Origin of the sequence: Enterococcus sp. AZ101 (assembly GCF_050499005.1) — a bacterium.
Lineage (GTDB): Bacteria > Bacillota > Bacilli > Lactobacillales > Enterococcaceae > Enterococcus_L > Enterococcus_L ureilyticus.
In genome coordinates, this window is sequence record NZ_JBMHEZ010000002.1 from 39,411 (window position 1) to 60,146 (window position 20,736).

Here is a 20,736-nt window from a genome sequence, read left to right on the forward strand (position 1 = left end):
ACTCGCCTTTGAGTTATTTTACTGAACAAGCGATGGAATGTAGAGTTTTCGTTTTCTGATTTAGGAAATCAAAAAAATGCCAACAATCCTTCAATCTTCATTAAGTAAAATCGGCGACGGTCGTTAAAACGTTGAGGCTTGTTTTATACAAGTGAAATTAGGTGGTACCACGTTGTCAGTCACACGTCCTATAGGAATTTTTCCTGTAGGGCGTTTTTGTTGCAAATCACAGCGATTGCTTGCAGAGCTGATGAAGCGCAATACTTGGCGACCAAGGGGAGCGAAGTTACCAAACTAGTAAATCACCACCAAGTCAATACTGCAATAAAGCATAAAAGAACGAATAAAAAAAGCAGAAAAATCTGGTCAGCTTTGCCAGAGCTGATGAAGCGCAATACTTGGCGACCAAACTAGTAAATCATCACCAAGCCAACACGTTAACAAAGTGAAAAGATTAACCTAAGAAATAGGCAGAAATCATCAATAAATAGTTACCGAAATAGGAGGACAAAAAAGTGAGTTACGATCACAAGAAAATCGAGAAAAAATGGCAAAAATATTGGGCGAAACATAACAGTTTCACGACTCATGATGATCCAAATAAAGAAAAATTTTATGCTTTAGACATGTTTCCATACCCATCAGGACAAGGGCTACATGTTGGGCATCCAGAAGGGTATACAGCAACAGATATCTTATCTAGAATGAAACGAAGCCAAGGCTATAGTGTTTTACACCCAATGGGCTGGGATGCCTTTGGATTACCTGCAGAGCAATATGCCTTAGATACAGGAAATGATCCAGCAGAGTTTACGAAAAAAAATATTGAAACCTTTAAACGCCAAATCAACTCTCTAGGATTTAGTTATGATTGGAATCGCGAAATTAACACAACAGATCCAGAATATTACAAATGGACACAATGGATTTTCACGAAATTATATGAACATGGTTTAGCTTATGAAGCGGAAGTAGCTGTTAACTGGGTACCAGAACTAGGAACAGTGATTTCTAATGAAGAAGTGATTGATGGTAAAAGTGAACGCGGTGGTTACGATGTTGTCAGAAAACCAATGCGTCAGTGGATGCTTAAAATTACTGCATATGCAGATCGCTTACTAGATGATTTAGATTTAGTGGACTGGCCTGAAAGTATTAAGGATATGCAACGCAATTGGATTGGCCGTTCTGAAGGAGCAAATGTTGATTTTAAGATTAAAGGAAGCAATGACACGATAACAGTCTTTACAACTCGTGCCGATACCCTATTTGGTGCTAGTTACTTAGTTGTTGCACCCGAGTTAAAAATTGTTGATGAAATCACAACGTCAGAGCAAAAAGCTGCAGTTACGGCTTATCAAGAAGAAGTAAGTAAAAAATCTGATTTAGATCGTACAGATTTATCTAAAACAAAAACTGGAGCTTTTACAGGTGCCTATGCAATCAATCCAGTGAATGGCAAAGAAATCCCAATCTGGATTGCAGATTACGTTCTAGGAAGCTATGGAACAGGTGCTGTTATGGCTGTACCAGCACATGATGAAAGAGACCATGCCTTTGCTAGTAAGTTTGACATCGAAATGATCCAAGTCATTGAAGGTGGGGATATCACCAAAGAAGCATACACTGGGGATGGTCTTCATATCAATTCTGGTTTCTTAGATGGTCTAACAAAAGAGGAAGCAAATGAAAAAATGTATCAGTGGTTAGAAGCTAATGGCTGTGGCAAAAAAGAAGTCACATACCGCCTACGTGATTGGCTGTTTTCTCGTCAACGTTATTGGGGAGAGCCGATTCCTGTGATTCATTGGGAAGACGGTACGACAACAACCGTGCCAGAATCTGAACTACCATTGAAATTACCTAAAACAGATGATATCAAACCAAGTGGAACTGGTGAATCTCCACTTGCGAATATTACGGAATGGATCAATGTGATCGACCCTGAAACTGGTAAAAAAGGGAAACGTGAAACCAACACCATGCCACAATGGGCAGGAAGCTCATGGTACCATTTACGCTATATTGATCCTCATAATAAAAATGAACTTGCTAACTATGAAAAATTAGAACGCTGGTTGCCTGTGGATATTTATATCGGTGGAGCAGAGCATGCAGTATTGCATCTACTATATGCACGCTTTTGGCATAAATTTTTATATGATATCGGCGTAGTTCCTACAAAAGAACCTTACCAAAAACTATATAATCAAGGAATGATCCTAGGTCAAAGCTTCCGAGATGGCCGTGGAGCATTAGTTCCTACGAATATGGTCGAAAAACGAGATGGTGTTTGGGTAAATATCGAAACGGGTGAAGAGCTGGAAGAAGCACCAGCTAAAATGAGTAAATCATTGAAAAATGTCGTAAATCCTGATGATGTTGTTGAAAAATTTGGTGCAGATACTCTTAGAATGTATGAAATGTTCATGGGACCGTTAGATGCCTCTATTGCGTGGAGTGAAAATGGACTTGAAGGCAGTCGTAAATTCTTGGATCGTGTTTGGCGCTTGATCGTTGATGAAAATAACAAGATGCGTGATCGAATCACGACGATAAATGACGGTTGTCTAACAAAGGTTTATCATCAAACTGTGAAAAAAGTGACAGAAGACATGGAGAATCTCCACTTTAATACCGCAATTTCACAATTGATGGTCTTTGTTAATGAGGCAAATAAAGTTGATGTTTTACCATATGAATATATTGAAGGCTTTGTTCAACTACTAGCACCGATCGCACCACATATTGGGGAAGAGCTATGGGCAATCCTTGGCAATGAGGAAAGTTTAACAAACGCACCTTGGCCGACCTATGATGAAGCCGCATTAGTAGAAGATGAAGTCGAAGTGGTTTTCCAAGTGAATGGGAAAGTTCGGGCGAAATTAAATGTAGCACGAGGTTTAAGTAAAGATGAATTAGAAGCACAAGCATTAGCGACAGAAGAAATTCAAAGTTTTGTTGAAGGGAAAACAGTTCGTAAAGTAATTGTTGTACCTGATAAATTGGTGAATATTGTCGCAAACTAGAAAAGTAAAACAGACTGAGACAAAAGCATTTATTTCCGAAGAAGCTGCTTTTATCTTGTCGTCTATTCAAATTTTGAGCGCGAAACAAAACTGACTTTTAGTTTTGTCTCGCGCTCGTTTACTATACGCATCTAGATAGGAGGAAAGATCGTGATTAGTCATATGACATTTATTGTTCATGATTTGATAAAAGCTAGTTTATTTTTTGAAACAATATTTGATGCAAAGGAAGTCTATAATAGTGGAATGGATACATTCTCAGTGGCGCAAGAAAAATTTTTCTTGATTAATAACGAGCTTTGGATTGCAATCATGCAAGGAGAATCTTTACCTACAAAAACCTACAATCATATTGCTTTTAAGATTGAAGAAAGTGAATATGACAGGTATTTAGAAAGAATAAAGGCCATAAAATTAGAAATCAAACCTGGACGCTCACGAGTTGTTGGTGAAGCAAGATCTCTTTATTTTTACGACTTTGACAATCATTTATTTGAATTGCATACAGGAACACTAGAGGAACGCTTAGAATGTTACCAGCAACTAGGATAAAAAACTCATTTTGCACAAATGAAAACATCATGATACAATGGTAAGCAAGAAATGACGAAGGTGGTGAATAAGTACAATGGTCAGCATGCCAAAAATAACAGTAAGCTTTTCATTTATAATAGCGTATTTAGCTTTTTGTCATGTGATTATTTCCAATTTTTTAACTCAAGGGACAACTGTGTCCAAAAAGGGTTGGGAAATTAAATAAAACAGACCATTCAGACTTATTTGCTTAAAATATCTAGTCATAAAATAACAAGAAAAACGCTAAAATATTTCACTTGTAGGAGACAACAAGAATATGGATAGCTTAGCCAGAGTAAATAATGAAGGTTGAACGAAGAACGTTGTTCAGCTTTTTTGTGTACGCTAAAATAAATGGTACTTTTTATTACTGTTGATCTGTCTGAATGGCAGAAAGAGGAAGAGATGTTAGTACAATTACAAAAAATAACTAAGAATTATGGAACAATACCGCTATTTGAAGAATTAAATTTACAAATCAACAAAGGTGAAAAAATTGGACTGATCGGAACCAATGGCTCAGGAAAATCAACGATTTTAAAAATAATTACTGGGCTTGAAGGGGTAGAATCGGGAACTATCAGTTGCAAAAAGAATGGACGTATTGGATATCTAGAACAAATGCCAGAAGCCAGTGAGCAACGAGTAAGAGACTATCTTTTAGAAACGTTCACAATTTTGAATGCCATTCAGAAACAATTGACACGTTTGGAAGAACAAATGACTGCATCAGAATGCAATTTAGAAAAAACATTAGCTCACTATGGACAAAAGCAAGAAGAGTTCCAGCAAGCTGGCGGTTATGAAATGGAAAATAAATTAGAGATGATCAGTAATGGTTTGATGATCAATTACTTGTTAACAAAAAAACTATCCGAATTAAGCGGTGGAGAGCAAACGATTGTCGCTTTAGCGAGAATTTTACTCCAAGAAAATGATCTAATCTTATTAGATGAGCCAACGAATCATTTAGATACTAAACGAATCACTTGGCTTGAAGGCTACTTAAGACATGAAAAAACAGCTTATTTAATTGTTTCTCATGACCGTTTATTTTTAGATCATACAATCGACAAAATTGTAGAACTAGAAGATGGACGCTTACAAGAATATAAAGGGAATTATTCAGCCTATAAAAGACAAAAAGAAGAGCAATTAGAAAAATTAAGAAAAGATTTTGCGGAACAACAAAAGGAAATTCAAAAAATTAAATTAGCGATTCGTCGTTTTCGACAGTGGGGACATGAAGGGGATAATGAAAAATTCTTCAAAAAAGCAAAACAACTTGAAAAACGGTTAGAAAAGATTCGAAAAGTCCCGAAACCCAGAGAAGAAGGGAGAAAAAAATTAGGGAAGAAATTTAAAGAAACACATCGTTCAGGTAAAGAGGTACTTCAATTCAAGGAAGTGAGTAAAGCTTATGCAGATCGAATCGTGTTTGATAAGGTAGAGTTCTCGTTATTTTGGCAAGATCATTCAGCAGTCATAGGCGAAAATGGTGCTGGTAAAAGTACCTTACTAAAACTTGCTTTAGAAGTGGAGCCATTAGATGGTGGACAAATCAAGCAAGGTACGAATATTCAAGTGGGCTATCTTCCTCAAGTGATTGAGTATGGAAACCCTAAGCAAACAGTTTTACAATCATTTAGTCAAGCTTGCTCACTTGCTGAACAAGAAAGTCGTCGCATATTAGCGAAGTATTCGTTCTTTAGTGATGATGTGATGAAGCAAGTGCGTTTTTTAAGTGGTGGCGAAAAAATTCGCTTAGAATTAGCAAAACTGATGCAAAATGAAGTGAACTTTTTACTACTAGATGAACCAACCAATCACTTGGATATCGAAACAAGAGAAGAGATAGAGGAAATATTAGAAGAGTTTAAAGGGACGATGCTTGTCGTATCTCATGATCGATTCTTTTTACAAAAAATGTTTGACACATTTTTAATTGTTGAACATCAAAAAATCAAGAAAAAGACAGGACCTTATTTGGAAATACTGATGTCTAATTAAATATTTATATAGGTAGAAAAATAGAAAACACGTGTTGTTTTAGCGCTATTTTTCTATCTTTTTTTACTTTCTAATGGACAAATTAGAAAGAATGATGACGATTATTAAATAGGTAAAAGCCATAAAAACGTAGAAAAAAATATAAAATTTGAAGAACTTTAAAAAAACTTAATATTTGTGAACGTTAAAAAAATATAGAAAAAAGCTGTTAAATATATACAAAGTAAATAAAATGTTACTAAAAAACAAATATTAAATAAAAGAAATGAAAAAACATGTGTTATTAAATTGAAATTACACTAGAATTACAATACAATAATATAAGTAATAAAGATTATTATTTAAGTTCTATTAAAAAGTAAGGGAGGACGGTCATGAAAAAAAATTTTCGTTTAATTTTTATCAGTATGATTATTTTAATGCTTTTTCCGATTGATTGGTCCTATGCTATAGAAATAGAACAATTAGACGAAGAAATGCAAACGACAACTGAAACGTCTGAAGAGGGTGTTTTGGATTCGACAGAAGCATCAACTACTGATTCATCCGTAACGCAAGAAACGTCTGAAGAAGAAATAGAGGAAGATGAAAAAATAACAGATAGTAATGATATAAAATATTCTTCTGATGATAATGGAGATGAAATAAATAATAAAAACATATTGAGAGCGACACCGACACAAGCAGATGATGGTTTTTGGTTAGTTGACTCAGCAGCTACTTTGACGGAATACTTAAAAGATAGCCAAAAGTTAAATTTGCGTTTAACAAATGATATTGATCTTGGAAAAGGAGCCTATCAGCTCAGAACCAATATGATCATCGATGGTGCGAACCACATTATTACATACGATAAAGAAGGCTATTCTGATAGAGGGTTGTATATCAATCAGAAAGATGCAGTAGTAGAGATTCGAAATACACAATTTGGAAATAGTGATGGCACTGGAGCTGTTGGATACTATGGTTTCTTATCAGGCGGTTCCGCAATAAATATGACCTTTATTTTTGACGGTGTCGATTATTATTCAAATAATGGACAAATGATACATAACGTAAACGGCTCGGTGATTATGAGAGGTCAAAATACAATTGATCAAAGAGGAACAGGTGGCTATTCTCAAGAGTGGGCAGAAGTCAATTCCGTAGAAATTCAAAATGGTTATACATCTATTAAACATTCTTCTAATCAAACCCTAGCTTTTATCTGGTCAACGAGTACTTATCTAGCCAATCCTTATGCAGGAAAATCTCAAATTGCGGTAAGGGAAAATGCAAGACTTGATATACAGACAAATAGCAATATGACCTATGGAACATTAGCACCAAGTTACATTGTTGAGAAAAATGCTGTATTCAATTTGGATAAAGTCACGCTTGCAACTGGTGGCTCAAGAAATCAATTTTTCGCATCAGCTCAAACACAACCAGTCACATTTGATTTTCAAGAACAGTCTCAAGTTGATTTTAAGCTACCAGAACCAATTAATCTTTATACGGCAAAAGGTGGTATGACGATTGGAGCTGCTGCAGATGTTTCAGTCGATGTTGCTAGTGGAACGATTTTCTCGACTGCGTCATCTAGTCAATTTGTAATCAATATGAACAAATCAAAAAGAGTTTCATTTGCAGGAACAAGTCCAGGAACACTAGGGCTAAATGGTGTCTCTAACGGCGTTAATCTATCTTTTGCAAGTAATTATTTACAAAAGATAGAGACGTTTTCAAATAAAACAAGTAGTACACCTACGCAAGAAATAATGAAAGAAGCATCAGATCTAACTGTTCAAGGGGCGAACTTTGCGAATGCATCAAGCTCAAGTGATCCGTTTACTGCTCCTGAATTACTTGCGTTAAAAAATTCACAGAAAATGGTCTTTAGTGAGTTTATCGATGTTCCAGATCAATTAGGATTATTTACACATGATCCAGAAGACACATCTGTTTCGTTATCGGGAAATTCAGTGAATAATGGGAGCCCGGCGACAGAGGTGAAGTTCTTTATATTTTCTGATGAAGAAGATGCAAATGATCTAAGAAATGCAAGACAGATTGTTACATTGGACTCGTTTGATGGTCAAATAAATACAGCACTTAAGTCCTACTACAGTGTCATTGTTGATGGCTTAAATCCTAATACACTTTATTGGGCTCAAATGGTCGTTACCAATCAAGCAGGAGAAAGTGAATTTTCTGAGGCTGAATTATTTGCTACCAAACCTCAATTAAGTAACATAACAGCTAATGTCACTACTACTACAGCAATCATCAGCGGTGAACTAGCAAGTGATACAGGAAAATGGACAGATTATTCAAATGGAGAAGCTGCCGCAATACCTGATCAACAAGCTTATTTTGGCAGTAAGTATAATCAAGTTACAGTAGAATACAGTAAAAATAAGACCTTTCCAGCAAATGAGACTGATGCTCAAGTTGCAGATCTTTCAGGAGACAAGAATCAAAATTTTAGTACAAAACTAAAAGGACTTGATGGGGAAGCGACTTATTACGTTCGGGTGAAAGTTGCAGGAGTTTATGGAGAAGAAGTTATTTTGGCCATGTCACCTTTGACAGAATTTCAAACAGTGACTGAGATCATCAATGTGCAAGTTCCTATTGAGATGGCCTTTCAAACGAAGAACCAAGACATTGGAACGGCCAAAGAAGGACAGCTAACCTCAGCTGATTATCCAATTATTAATAATGGGAATGTAGCAACAAAAATATCGTTAACAAATCTAACGAAAGAAAATGCAGATGCTAATCAATTACTACTGCTGAATCATCTTTCAGGGAATCAAGGACAAGATGCATTAGCCTTGCAGCTACTTGTTGATCATGATCAGTCGAATCCTTTATTTCTGACGAATGGACTATCAAGTGTTCCATTGTCTCTAGGGATTTTAAATACGAATGAGCAAAAGAATCTTACGCTAGCAGGAAAATATTTCAATCCAACTGGATCAGTACTATTTCCTACTTATAAAATGACGTTCAAAGTTGAAAAGAATGAAGAATGAGAGGGAATCTATGAACAAATCAACGCAAACAAATGAAGAAAAAAAGAAAAAGAAACGACTATTACTTCTACTATTGCTGCTCTTATTTGCAATAGCGGCAGGTGGTATATACTATTATTATTCGACTAAAACCGAACCTGTTCAGGTTGTTTCTGGGGACTATCTGCCCGAGACAAAAGACGCTAAAAAAATGAGTGACAAAGAGCTCAAAGCAGCTGAACAAAAAGCAGTTGATGCAAGCAAATTTAATATGGTTATCAAATCGGAAGCCGTATTTGAGACTAGTGATAGTGAAGGGAGTCTTTATATTCAAAATCCAGTCGAAAATGGCTATCCTATCAATGTAGTGATTCGTTTAGACAGCAACAATGAACAAGTTTATTCCTCTGGTGCAATTCAGCCAGGTTATGAAATAAATGGAGCAAAGCTAGAGCAACAACTTCCTAAAGGAAAGCATCCTGCAACTGCCACATTTGATATTTACGATGCGAAAACAAATAAAAAACGTGGGCAAGTTCAGGCAGGAATTACGATTCAGATCAACAACTAACATAGTTATTTGACAGATTTTCTGTTAAAAATAAATCATCTTACACATAAGAAGGAGAAACGATATGAAAAAAACAAATATTTTACTTACTACAATGATGTTAGGCCTAAGTGTATCAGGACTAACACAATTTGCTTCAGCTCAAACAGTCGATGGAGAAAATTCTGCAGATGTGATCATCAACGGAACAATCGGTAAATTAGATAATACAGATCCAGATGCAACAATTCCAGAAGGGTCTGATGAGTGGATCAATGTTACTGTGGATACTGCAACGGCATTCCATACAACAACAGCAAGTGCCCATAAAAATATTGAATCAGCTGATTACAGTATTGTGAACAATTCAGGTCGTGGTGTAGCTGTGACTTTGAATAAAATGGACGGTACACCAACATATGTTGATACCTTGACAATCAATGCCAAAGGAAATGGTCTCGCTACCACACCAGCAGCGACTAAATTAGTCAATGGCAATGCGTTAGTTGATTTAACAAGTACATCTACTTGGATGACATTGGCAAATAAAGATGGTCGTTTAAATATTGATACAGATGCTGCTTCAGCGTATGCTAATGCTGCAACGTTTTATTATACAGGTACGACGGTTGCCAACTTACCAGCCGATGCCAATGAAAAAGCTACAGCAGAAAACTATACGCTAACATTAAAATTCACATCGATTCAAAAAGATGGTACAACAATTGGTGTAACGCCATAATTTCACAAAAGGCTGTGATAAGCAATGAAACAATTTAATTGTCACATCATCACATTTATTCTTTTACTCGGCTGTATTGGCTTTTATCAAAAAGCTGCATACGCGGACACTGCTGAGGTAGAGATTAATGGACAAATCGGCGGCAAGACAGTAAATGAACAGGCACCAAAAGAACCAACCGGAAAACCGAATACCAACTTAGCAAAACCTAAGCAATCCCACATAACATTAAGAAAATTTCCAAATAATGGTAGTATTATTGACACACTTACCCCAATAGGGATATTGTTGCTGTTGATTTATATACTGCTCCTCAGATGGAAAGCACATAGAAATAAATATTCGTGAAAAACGGAAACAAGACGATCAACGTTTTGTTTCTATTTTCTTTATAAAAGAGAGTGATGAAGAATGAAGGAAACGAAGTATTCGATCATTCTGGAAAACAGACATTTTGGTGGTATAAAAAAATTGCAGCAAATATCTTATATTTTTAATCGAACTCATAGAAATGTCAAGTCAAGGGTTGTTGTATGAACAAACAGTGGTATACTGCTAATGAGACGAATTCGGTGATAAGTTAATCGAATGATATGAAAACCTGCAGGAGGCATAACAACTAGATGAAAAGAGTATCGATCAAGGAATTAAAGGAACTAATCGAGTTAACGGTCAAGGAGCCAGTTTCGATCATCGATGTTCGCGAAGTAGAGGAATTTGCTAAAGGGCACATTCTTACAGCGAAGAACTATCCATTATCTACTTTACCAGAAGCAATGTCAGAAATTGATCGAGAGCAGCCGCATTATGTTATTTGTCAACATGGTATTCGCTCAGAGCATGCCTGTTCTTTTCTCGAAAATTATGGTTATAATGTTGTTTCTGTTTCAGAAGGAATGTCAGTTTGGGACGGAGAAGGGCAAGAAAAGAGCTATAGATAAGAAAAGTCGTGATAAGTATGATACTTATTACGGCCTTTTTTTATAGAAAATAAGCTTAAAATGAGAATTTTTGAATAAACTTATTTTTAGTAAGTAAAAACACTTGTAAGTTCACTTACTTTTTGTTAGTATATAAATGTAGACAAGAAAACAACAGTTATTGGAGGAAAATATCATGACAACAAAATTATTGATCGCCTATTACAGCTCAACAGGAACAGGAACACAAATGGTAAAATGGGCAAAAGAAGCAGCAGAAGCAAATGGGGCTGAAGTTCGTTTGAGAAAAGTCCACGAATTGGCACCAGATGTAGCGATTGACTCAAATCCATTATGGCGTAAAAATGTAGACGCTAGTACCGATATCCCAGAAGTGACAAGTGATGATTTACTATGGGCAGATGCTTATATCTTCTCTTCACCATCTCGTTTTGGTGTAATGGCTAGCCAATTAAAACAATTTTTTGATTTACAAGGTGGACTTTGGGCGCAAGGTAAATTAGCAAATAAATTTGTAACAGCTTTCTCTTCTGCACAAAATCCAAATGGTGGACAAGAACAAGTAATTCAAGGAATCTATACTGTTATGCAACATTGGGGCGCAATTATCGTGCCAGCAGGATACGTTAATCCATCAACTTTTGCAGCAGGCGGTAATCCTTATGGAACGAGTGCTTCAATTGATGGCGAAGGAAATATGTTGAAAGCAGATGAAGTGAAAGCAGCGATTCAAGATCAAACAAAACGTTTGGTGGATGTGACAACTAAATTTTTAGGGTAGGAAGCAGCGATTAATAACTATCCTAGTGTTTGATGTTTTTATAAGTATGTGTTTTGATTAGAAAAATGACGTGATGAACACAAGAACAAACACCCCTCAAGGGAGCCGAGCTCTCTTGAGGGGTGTTTGTTTAAAGTAGTCTATTTTGTAACATCTTCGCCAAACCATTTCGTTGAGATTCTAGCTAATTCTCCCGATTCTCGAAGCTTTTCAAAACCGGCATTGATTTTCTCAGCTAATTTTTTGTCAGATTTTCTCAAACCGACAGCAAATGCCTCACTTTCAAAATCACCACTGACAATAGAATAGTCGGCTAAATTATCTTCATGAGAAAGATAATAGTTTGCATAAACCCGATCGATCAATAACCCATCGATTCGTCCAGATTTTAAGTCCATGAAAGCTTCGTTGAAGCCATCGTACAAAATCGCGGTCTGATCTTTAACTAGATTTTTTAGAATAGTCGGCTGCTCTTCAAAGCTATTGATACCAGAAGAGCCATTTTGAGCACCTAAAATTTTGCCTTTCATATCAGAAAAATGATTGATATTGTTCTTCTTTAAAGCGACAACAACTTGTTCATTTTTCATGTATTCATCACTAAAAAGGACTTTTTCTTCTCGTTCAGCACTTTTAGAGTAACCATTCCAAATCAAATCAATCGTTTGATTCTGTAATTCGTTTTCTTTCATTGACCAATCAATCGGCTGAAAATCAACGGTGATATCATATAAATCAAAAACTGCACGGGCTAGATCAATATCAAAGCCGATGATTTCGCCAGATTTGTTTTGAAAACCCATTGGCACAAAAGAATCATCCAATCCGACAATCACTCTTTTTTCATCATTGATGCGCGTCCATTGATCTGTATCTGTTTTTTTTCTACCACAACCAGCTACAGATAAGACAGCAAATAAAATTGTCATGAGAAAGAATAAATAGCTTTTTTTCTTCATATAAATGTCCTTTCTATTGAACAGGTGTGACTGTCAATAAGTTATCAGCAATATTTTCAGCAAAATTCATATCATGAGTTACAACGATTTGGGTCATCCCTTGTGCCTTGAGGGTTAAGATGACTTCTTCAACTTGTTGGCGAAGTTCAGGATCAAGCGCACTCGTTGGTTCGTCATAACCTAACACTTTAGGCTTCATTGCTAGGGCACGTGCGAGAGCCACTCGTTGTTTTTGACCGCCAGATAATTGATAAGGATATAAGCGTTCTTTTCCGCTGAGACCAAATTTTGTCAGTAAATCGATTGCTTCAGATTCACTAGCCTCTTTTGATTGTTTCAAAGAAAGGATCGGTGCTAAAGTTATATTGTCTAAAACTGAAAGATGAGGGAATAATTGGAAATCTTGGAAGACAATACCGACGACTTGATCTGCATTATCCATTTCCACAGGATTAAAAGGCACACCGTCCATCGTCAGTTCACCCGAATCAATTGTCTCCAAACCAGCTAAACAACGTAGTAGAGTTGTTTTTCCACCTCCGGAAGGACCAACGATCGTTAGAATTTCACCATCTTTGATTTCTAAATTTAATTGGTCAATGATTCGACGACCATCGAAACTTTTGGTTAAGTTTTTAATAAGTAGCATGTTATTACCTCCTAATAGTAAATACTGAAAATATTTGTTCAGGCCTGTCAAAAAAATAGAGTAAATGAATTGATCTTTTGTCAGATGCTATTTCTATTTTTTCCTGAAATGATAACCCGAATGGGATTACTTATTTATAATACTGATAATGTTTTTCAAGTTTTTTCGATGCAAGTGTTAAGATTGCAGTTAGTAACAAATAAATAATCCCCACTAAAACTAAAGGCAACAGGCTTACATCACGGCTCATCGCAATTTTTCCAGCGCGTAGTAAGTCTCCTAAACCAAGGACATAAATCAATGAGGTATCTTTTACTAAATTGATTACTTCATTGCCGATGGAAGGCAATACGACTTTGATGACTTGAGGTAAGATAATTCTTGTGACTGTTTGAAAGCTAGTTAAACGCAGTACCTTAGCAGCCTCATATTGTCCTTCAGGAATCGATTGAATCCCACCACGAAAAATTTCTGCAAAATAAGCTGCATAATTTAAAATAAAAGCGAACAACGCAGCATCATATCGTTCAAAGACAATCCCAATCAATGGGAGACCATAAAAAACAAAGATAAGTTGCAATAATAATGGTGTTCCCCGCATTAGCCAAATGTAAATATTGATTAGAAAATTCAAGGGTTTAAAATTTGTCTGTAAGCCAAACGCAACTAAGATCCCAAGTGGAATCGACCCCAGTAGTGTAAAAATAAATACTTTTAATGTCATAAGTGCACCGTCTAATAAAGCCGGCATGATTTCTAAAATGTAGTTCATAATTTTTCCTCCCGTTTTTTAATTTTTTTTTTAAGAGTAAACAAAAAGCCCTCCTGGCAAAATCAGCCAAGAGGACGAAATAATCGTGGTTCCACCTCAATTTGTTACTACCTCACAGTACTAACCTCATAAAATCTTTAGTTTAACTAAAGATTTTTTCTGATAACGGAGAAGACCGCAAATTCCTACTTGATTCAGAAGTTGACTAAAACAGATGTGTTCATCAAAGGTTTCCAGCTTTTTCTCTCAGCAAAATAAAAAAGTCTCTGTCAGGAAATGATCAGTGATTACTTGTTCTGTTTGTGTGTGTTGGTTTTGTTAGAATGGTTGATGGATATTTTTTTACAATTTATTTATGTCAGATGTAAGCTGTTTGGAGATTTACTAGTAAGGAAACTGCTCCCTTGTTGGTCACCAAGTACTATTCATCATTTACTCTGACAAAGCCAGACGCAGTCCTCTAATTCTTAGAGCTTTAGCTCTTAGAACTTGATGAGATCGAAACGAAGTGACGTGATGAATTGTAAAAAAAAATCCTTTGGCAATAAAGCCAAAGGACGCAAAATTCGTGGTTCCACCTTTTTTTATTATCGCCTCACAACGATAACCTCATGAAGTCATAGACTTCCAATGCTGTAACGGGCATTCCCGAACTTTCCTACTTAGTTGTTCAAAAAGTTAACTCCCAGATGTGTTTCGCTTTATCTTTTTGTCTTTTTCCACCAAGCAAAGACTCTCTTCAATAAAAAATAAAGGTACTCTTCTGTTCTTTGTTTTTTATTACTTTACCATCAGTTTTTCCACTTGTCAACAACTCTTTGTTTAGAAAATTCAGAAAATAGCTTAATTTAAGCATAAAAGTAACCGATTAAGGAAAATTGAGGTAAAATAGAAATAGTTATTTCCTATTAAAAAGTAAGTAAATTGTGATAGCCAAAAACTATCGCACCTTTTCTATTTGTACTATCCTTTCATATATATATCTGATAAACTATGTACAATTATTATCGGAAAGTAAAAAGGAGTGGTGTCGATTGAGGCGGCCAATTATTGGAATTGCAGCGAATGAAATTGAAGATGCAGGAGCGCGGTTGTATCATTTACCAATTAGTTACACTCCTTGTGGTTATATTAAAGCAGTTCAAAATGCTGGAGGTTTACCGCTGGTTCTGCCAGTGGGTTCTCCTGACTTAGCTAAGGATTATATCAAACAGATCGATAAGTTGATTTTGGCTGGGGGACAAAATGTTTCACCAGGATTATATGGCGAACCAATCCAAGTTGAAGAAGCGTCATTATCTGAAGACAGAGATCGCTTTGAGTTAGCTTTGATTAAAGAAGCTATTGCACAAAAGAAACCGATTTTTGCCGTTTGTCGTGGTCTCCAACTGGTTAATGTAGCGCTTGGCGGTAGTTTATATCAGAATATCAGTCATTTTAGTGATATGAACATTGCTCATATGCAAGTACCGGTATCTAGAGAAATTCCAACACATCAGATTCACACAGAAGACAAGAGTATTTTACGTGAAATTTATGGAAAAAAAACGGCTGTTAACTCATTCCATTTTCAAGCGGTAAAAGAATTAGCAGAAAAACTAAAGGTTACAGCGTTTAGTGAAGATGGGATCATTGAAGGTGTGGAAAGTAACGATCCAAGTATAGTCTTTTTAGGTGTACAGTGGCATCCTGATTTTGCTTATGATCATTTAGAAAAAGAAATGGCTGTTTTTCACTATGTGGTTAAAAAATTATAAAGTATCTAGTTTTTAAAAAGAGGAGGATTTTGATAATGAAGAAAAAGTTTGGTGTTTTTGTATTAGCAGCGAGTTTATTGTTGACTGCTTGCGGTGGAGGTAAAGGGACAAGTTCATCTGGCGAAAAACCGGATGGTGGTAAAACAACTCAGACACAAGTAATCAAAGTGGCCTCTGGTGGAGAATTATCAACATTAGATAGTGCGCATTATACGGATGTCTACAGTTCTGATATGATAGGTCAAGTTTTAGAAGGACTTTATCGGATGGATAAAAATCATGATCCAGAACTGGCAGTGGCCGCTAGCGAGCCAACTGTTAGTGATGATGGACTTGTTTATACGTTTAAATTAAAAGAAACAAAATGGAGCAACGGTGATCCAGTTGTAGCAGGGGATTTTGTGGCGTCCTTTAAAAATGTTGTAGATCCAAGCTTTGGTTCAAGCAGCAGTAACCAAATGGATATTTTCAAAAATGGTCGAAAAATTCGTGAGGGACAAGCCCAATTAGATGAACTTGGGGTCAAAGCACTGGATGATCAAACCTTAGAAATGACACTTGAATACCCAATTCCCTATTTAGCACAAGTATTGGTGGGCACACCATTTATGCCTAAAAATGAAAAATTTGTCAAAGAAAAAGGCGAAGCTTATGGCACGTCAGCAGACAACTTTGTTGGAAATGGCCCATTTGTGATTTCAGGTTGGGACGGTAATACAGAAAACTGGAAATTAGAGAAAAATAAGGATTACTGGGATCAGGAAAATGTTAAATTAGAGACGATCGATGTTCAAGTGGTGAAAGAAATTGGGACAGGGACGAATCTTTTTGATGCAGGAGATTTGGATTATACTGTATTAGCGGATACCTATGCCCTACAATACAAAGACTCACCACAAGCTAATTTTGTGCCTAAAGCAATGGTTGGTTATTTAAGTCCAAATCATAAACGAGAAGTAACAGGCAATATAAATGTTCGCAAAGCGATTCTGCAAGCAATCGATAAAGAGACTTTCGCTAAAGATATTCTAGGAGATGGTTCGACGGCAATCAATGGTTTTGTACCAAAGGATTTTGCAAAAAATCCTGAAACCGGCGAAGATTTTCGTAAAGAAAATGGTGATTTTCTTCCGTTTGATTTAAAATCTGCTCAAAAAAGCTGGGAAACCGCTAAGAAAGAATTAGGGAAAGAAGAAATCGAATTAGAATTACTTTCAGCTGATTCCGCGCTTGCAAAGAAGACAATTGAGTATGTCCAAGGGCAATTACAACAAAATCTACCTGGATTAAAAATTACATTGAAATCAGTTCCATTACAAAATCGTTTGGACTTACAAACAGCTAGTAATTTTGATCTAGTTTTCGGTACATGGACACCAGATTATGCGGATCCGATCAACTTCTTAGAATTCTATGATTCTAAGAGCGGTTTGAATACATCGGGTTACGACAATCCCGAATATGATAAAGGATTGAATGATGCCAGAATTACTTTAGCCAACGATCCAGAAAAACGTTGGGATAAGTTGAAAGAATTAGAAGAAACATTGATTGAAAAAGACGCCGCTGTATTGCCTCTATATCAAGGTGCGATTGGTTACCTTAAAGCGGATCGATTAAAAGAACTACAAGTCTTTCCATTTGGACGAACAGTTTCATATCGTTTGGCCTATGTAGAATAACTTAAAAGAATACGAATCAGTTGAATGCCAATTTTCTCATCTTGGTATTCAACTTTTTTTATTGTGAAAATATTTGCGAGAAATACTGATATAGCAATCTTTAGTCAGGAAAAACAGTTTCAATCAAATGAGAATAGTGATAAGAAGTATGCGTATCTTTTGTAATTGTTGAATAATGCGTTTAACATAAAATATAGAAATAAGAAAAATTATTTGAAAAAGAAAAAACAATGTTGGAGGGGAAATTCTATGCGAGTGCTTAAAGGTCTTATTTCTTTATTACTAATAGCAGGTATTTTTGGTATCGTGGGTTTGTATTCCCAAGTGGAAAACTTAGGCGTTGTGAGTACCTTTTTTGAGAACTTGCTATTTGAAGGAGAGTGGCTCTTTTATTTTTACCAAGTTGTTCTTTTTACCCTCTTAGCGGTATTAGCCTTAGCGTTTTTAATGGTGATTTTTAAACCAATCACTAAAAAAGAAGTGCACATAAAAAAAGATATGGGGCAAATCAATTTACCACTGCATACGTTGGAGTCTATTGCTAAGTCTGCATTAAATGGGATCGTAAATGCCGATAACGCACAAGTGAAAGTTAGGCTAACGAAAAAGCAACTGGCGAATGTAGAAGTAATAGTCGCAGATGAGAATCAAAAAGAATTGCTAAGCAAAGGCAAAAAAATCCAAGAACAAATTCCACAAGCTTTACAACAGATGGCAAGAATCGAAACGAATAAGACGAAGGTAATTTTCAAAAAGAAAAAAACAGGAGCTTCGTTGTTGCCGATTAGTAAAAAAGAATCCCGTGTGGTTTGAAGGAGGCGGAACAGTGAAAAAACTAAAAAAACTCGAACCTTACCGCAATCAAATTCTATACACGAGTCTAGCTGTTCTAATCGCTATTCTTTTGATGACAATTGGCTTTTGGAAAACAATTTTATTGGTTCTTTTAATCGGGATCGGTTATCTTATTGGGAAAATGCAAGATGAAAAACGCTCTATCTCTTCAATTTTAGCTTCTATACAAGCTTTTTTTGAAAGATAAAATAAATTGAATCAAAATCAGAAAGGTTGAGAGAAAATGGATAACAAAACAAATGTAAACACAACTGAAGGAAAAAACACAAATGGCGTCAAAACAAAATTAACATTTGACGATCAAGTCGTGAAAAAAATTGCTGGTATCGCCGTATCAGAAATTCCTGGAATTTTAGGGTTGAGTGGAAATGCAATCACCAACTTGACTGATAAATTTACGAACGGAAATAATCCAACCAAAGGAATCAGTGCCGAAGTAGGAACGAAACAAGTGGCGATTGATTTAGATGTCATTGGAGAATATGGAAAAAATATTGCGCAAGTCTTTGATGCCGCAACGAAAAAAGTTTCTGAAGAAGTAAAAAATATGACAGGCTTAGATGTTATTGAATTTAACATGAATGTCGACGATGTTATGTCAAAAGAACAATACGAAGAAAAATTTGAAAATAAGAAAAAAGATGATAGTGACAACGATAAAAAATCAGATGATAATACCCGGGTATTGCAATAGGGTATGACTGATTTCGATTAGAGGAGGAGAAGCATTATGCTAAGTTTTATTTGGTCATTGATTGTCGGCGGGGTGCTAGGTGCCATCGCTGGAGCAATTTTAGGTAGAGATGTTCCAGGTGGTGTGATTGGGAATATCATTGTTGGATTTATTGGTAGCTGGGTCGGTACTATGTTATTAGGAAACTTTGGTCCAATTATCGGTGGATTTCCCATCATCTCAGCGTTGATTGGGGCAGTGATTTGTATCGCAATTTATTCTTTCATTGCCAAACGCATGGCTTAAGTGCAAAATAATAAAACCAGTTCCGATTAGCGATCATAGGCTATCGAAACTGGTTTTTCTAATTATTTATTCATACATTTCCGCGGGTAGTAAAATTGTTTCTTTATTGCCATCATCAAAAGCAAAGACTTGAGATGGATAAGCATCAGAATAAGGGAATGGTAAATCAATGGCCATTTGGACATCACTGATTTCTTGTGAAAAATGAACAGTTACTTTCCCACCATTGTCGATTAAATCAAAATACAACATATTCGTCAGCGGAATCACACCTTTTAAATCCAAATCAATAATCAGCCAGATACTGTCGATCAAGGCTGCAGGCAAGCTCTCAACTACACCTAAAGAAGCATAACGATTACGTGCGCTATCAAAACTTTCAACCATCAATTTGACCTCCTTTGTTTACCTACTAATAGTATACCTTATTTGTATAAAACTCGCTTCTGTTGTGTTTGAGAATAACTGCAAGTAAATAAGCTCAATAAAAGAGCAAAAAAGAGATAAAGTCAAAGACTTTATCTCTTTTAAGTTCTATTCAATCAATGCTTTATTCTGGTTTTTCACCAATCACAGTAGGCTCAGCTGCTTCGCCAGTAGATTCTTCTTCAGCTGCTTTAGCTTCTACAACGGCTGCAATTTGTTCTTCACCATCAGTAATAATATCGTAATCTTTATTTTTGGGTAGATCAGCCACAGTGATGGCATCGCCAATAGCAAGTTTAGTAATGTCAACTTCTACACGCTCTGGTAATTTATCTGGTGTAGCGGAAACAAGCACATTATATAAGTTTTGGTTTAATTCTCCACCAACTTTGACTCCAGCAGATTCACCAACAAGAACGATTTCAGCTTCAACTTCAGTTGTTTCTTTCATGTTTACAGCAAGAAACTCGACGTGCTTCATTTGGCTGGTGAATGTATCTAATTGTGCTTTAAACATCAATGTATTGATTTTTTTTCCACCAATAGTCATTGTGATTACAGCGTTGGCGCCATTATCTCGTAAAATTTTTGTTAATTCTTTTTGATCAACTGAAATAGGCGTACTTTCAATTTCAAATCCATAAACAACGGCGGGAACTTGACCAGTGTGACGTAGTTGATTTCTTAGGGAACGTGGACGGACAGCTCTTTCTTTAACTTCTAATGATACTGACATAACCAAAATCCTCCTTAAATTTAAAGCGTAATGGGGCTCATTGAGTTCTAAAGAACTAGCCCAATAGCTTGATAAATCAAAATGAATTTATATTTGGTTATCTGCAAAAAGCAAAATAATGTAAAAAAGGAGTTTTACTGACGCTTCGTGTAAATGGATAAAAGTTGGAACTTAGCTAAAGCTCTTCGGTTCATTTATGAAACGAACAAGCAACTTCTATCAAGAGGACAGCAAAGACAAAAAAATCCCGAATAATTGTGCACAATTATCCAGGGGAAAATTCCATATGATAT

20 protein-coding genes and 2 other annotated features (1 of these 22 cut by a window edge) are annotated in these 20,736 nt (G+C 36.0%); of the genes, 15 read left to right on the forward strand and 5 right to left on the reverse strand.

The genetic code is table 11. The features are described from left to right. Nucleotides 1–194, forward strand: a binding site (T-box leader); it begins 83 nt to the left of the window's first position. Between the two features lie 321 nt (nucleotides 195–515). The 9 genes from leuS to wrbA all read left to right on the forward strand — a co-directional run bounded on the left by leuS (nucleotide 516) and on the right by wrbA (nucleotide 11,628). Then, entirely contained in the window at nucleotides 516–3,029 is a 2,514-nt protein-coding gene (leuS, locus tag IGJ50_RS09520) for a leucine--tRNA ligase (protein WP_429950111.1), read from the forward strand. A 162-nt stretch (nucleotides 3,030–3,191) separates the two neighbouring features. After that, entirely contained in the window at nucleotides 3,192–3,581 is a 390-nt protein-coding gene (gene fosX / locus IGJ50_RS09525; protein ID WP_069638971.1) for a FosX/FosE/FosI family fosfomycin resistance hydrolase, read from the forward strand. A 429-nt stretch (nucleotides 3,582–4,010) separates the two neighbouring features. Next, nucleotides 4,011–5,615 (forward strand): ribosomal protection-like ABC-F family protein, encoded by a 1,605-nt coding sequence (gene abc-f / locus IGJ50_RS09530; RefSeq protein ID WP_429950113.1) that lies wholly within the window; start codon nucleotides 4,011–4,013, stop codon nucleotides 5,613–5,615. A 374-nt stretch (nucleotides 5,616–5,989) separates the two neighbouring features. Continuing rightward, the gene (locus IGJ50_RS09535) at nucleotides 5,990–8,635 is read left to right on the forward strand and encodes a fibronectin type III domain-containing protein (protein WP_429950115.1); all 2,646 of its coding nucleotides are present in this window, start codon (nucleotides 5,990–5,992) and stop codon (nucleotides 8,633–8,635) included. A 10-nt stretch (nucleotides 8,636–8,645) separates the two neighbouring features. Further along, nucleotides 8,646–9,185 (forward strand): hypothetical protein, encoded by a 540-nt coding sequence (locus IGJ50_RS09540; protein WP_429950117.1) that lies wholly within the window; start codon nucleotides 8,646–8,648, stop codon nucleotides 9,183–9,185. A gap of 64 nt (nucleotides 9,186–9,249) precedes the next feature. Further along, nucleotides 9,250–9,906 (forward strand): hypothetical protein, encoded by a 657-nt coding sequence (locus IGJ50_RS09545; protein WP_429950119.1) that lies wholly within the window; start codon nucleotides 9,250–9,252, stop codon nucleotides 9,904–9,906. Nucleotides 9,907–9,930: 24 nt separating this feature from the next. Beyond that, on the forward strand, nucleotides 9,931–10,254 hold the full coding sequence (locus tag IGJ50_RS09550) for a hypothetical protein (RefSeq protein WP_069638875.1): 324 nt from the start codon (nucleotides 9,931–9,933) through the stop codon (nucleotides 10,252–10,254). 275 nt (nucleotides 10,255–10,529) lie between these two features. Then, a complete protein-coding gene (locus IGJ50_RS09555; protein ID WP_429950121.1) occupies nucleotides 10,530–10,847 on the forward strand; it encodes a rhodanese-like domain-containing protein in 318 nt (105 codons plus the stop codon). A gap of 175 nt (nucleotides 10,848–11,022) precedes the next feature. Beyond that, nucleotides 11,023–11,628 carry an NAD(P)H:quinone oxidoreductase type IV gene (gene wrbA / locus IGJ50_RS09560; protein WP_069638877.1) on the forward strand — a complete coding sequence of 202 codons (606 nt, stop codon included), beginning with the start codon at nucleotides 11,023–11,025 and terminating at the stop codon, nucleotides 11,626–11,628. A 140-nt stretch (nucleotides 11,629–11,768) separates the two neighbouring features. Here the strand turns inward: wrbA and IGJ50_RS09565 are convergent, their stop codons facing one another. From IGJ50_RS09565 to IGJ50_RS09575, 3 genes are all read right to left on the reverse strand, one after another. After that, the gene (locus IGJ50_RS09565) at nucleotides 11,769–12,587 is read right to left on the reverse strand and encodes an amino acid ABC transporter substrate-binding protein (RefSeq protein ID WP_069638878.1); all 819 of its coding nucleotides are present in this window, start codon (nucleotides 12,585–12,587) and stop codon (nucleotides 11,769–11,771) included. A gap of 13 nt (nucleotides 12,588–12,600) precedes the next feature. Next, nucleotides 12,601–13,236, reverse strand: coding sequence for an amino acid ABC transporter ATP-binding protein (locus IGJ50_RS09570; protein WP_069638879.1), 636 nt, complete (start codon nucleotides 13,234–13,236; stop codon nucleotides 12,601–12,603). 130 nt (nucleotides 13,237–13,366) lie between these two features. Next, nucleotides 13,367–14,008 carry an amino acid ABC transporter permease gene (locus tag IGJ50_RS09575; RefSeq protein ID WP_069638880.1) on the reverse strand — a complete coding sequence of 214 codons (642 nt, stop codon included), beginning with the start codon at nucleotides 14,006–14,008 and terminating at the stop codon, nucleotides 13,367–13,369. A 550-nt stretch (nucleotides 14,009–14,558) separates the two neighbouring features. Continuing rightward, nucleotides 14,559–14,788 (reverse strand) — a binding site (T-box leader). A gap of 254 nt (nucleotides 14,789–15,042) precedes the next feature. On the opposite strand from IGJ50_RS09575, the gene IGJ50_RS09580 reads away from it, so the two are divergent. From IGJ50_RS09580 to IGJ50_RS09605, 6 genes are all read left to right on the forward strand, one after another. Continuing rightward, nucleotides 15,043–15,765, forward strand: coding sequence for a gamma-glutamyl-gamma-aminobutyrate hydrolase family protein (locus IGJ50_RS09580; protein ID WP_429950124.1), 723 nt, complete (start codon nucleotides 15,043–15,045; stop codon nucleotides 15,763–15,765). Between the two features lie 35 nt (nucleotides 15,766–15,800). Next, the gene (locus IGJ50_RS09585; RefSeq protein WP_429950126.1) at nucleotides 15,801–17,447 is read left to right on the forward strand and encodes a peptide ABC transporter substrate-binding protein; all 1,647 of its coding nucleotides are present in this window, start codon (nucleotides 15,801–15,803) and stop codon (nucleotides 17,445–17,447) included. A gap of 249 nt (nucleotides 17,448–17,696) precedes the next feature. Continuing rightward, complete coding sequence (gene amaP, locus IGJ50_RS09590) at nucleotides 17,697–18,260, forward strand: alkaline shock response membrane anchor protein AmaP (protein WP_429950128.1); 564 nt, start codon at nucleotides 17,697–17,699, stop codon at nucleotides 18,258–18,260. A gap of 13 nt (nucleotides 18,261–18,273) precedes the next feature. After that, complete coding sequence (locus IGJ50_RS09595; protein WP_069638884.1) at nucleotides 18,274–18,489, forward strand: DUF2273 domain-containing protein; 216 nt, start codon at nucleotides 18,274–18,276, stop codon at nucleotides 18,487–18,489. A 36-nt stretch (nucleotides 18,490–18,525) separates the two neighbouring features. After that, nucleotides 18,526–18,996, forward strand: coding sequence for an Asp23/Gls24 family envelope stress response protein (locus IGJ50_RS09600; RefSeq protein ID WP_069638885.1), 471 nt, complete (start codon nucleotides 18,526–18,528; stop codon nucleotides 18,994–18,996). 36 nt (nucleotides 18,997–19,032) lie between these two features. Further along, entirely contained in the window at nucleotides 19,033–19,281 is a 249-nt protein-coding gene (locus IGJ50_RS09605) for a GlsB/YeaQ/YmgE family stress response membrane protein (protein WP_069638886.1), read from the forward strand. A 66-nt stretch (nucleotides 19,282–19,347) separates the two neighbouring features. On the opposite strand, the gene IGJ50_RS09610 is transcribed toward IGJ50_RS09605, so the two are convergent. Both IGJ50_RS09610 and IGJ50_RS09615 read right to left on the reverse strand, forming a co-directional pair. Beyond that, nucleotides 19,348–19,668, reverse strand: coding sequence for a DUF960 domain-containing protein (locus IGJ50_RS09610; RefSeq protein WP_069638887.1), 321 nt, complete (start codon nucleotides 19,666–19,668; stop codon nucleotides 19,348–19,350). A gap of 163 nt (nucleotides 19,669–19,831) precedes the next feature. Next, the gene (locus IGJ50_RS09615; protein WP_069638888.1) at nucleotides 19,832–20,443 is read right to left on the reverse strand and encodes a 50S ribosomal protein L25/general stress protein Ctc; all 612 of its coding nucleotides are present in this window, start codon (nucleotides 20,441–20,443) and stop codon (nucleotides 19,832–19,834) included. Nucleotides 20,444–20,736: the final 293 nt, after the last annotated feature.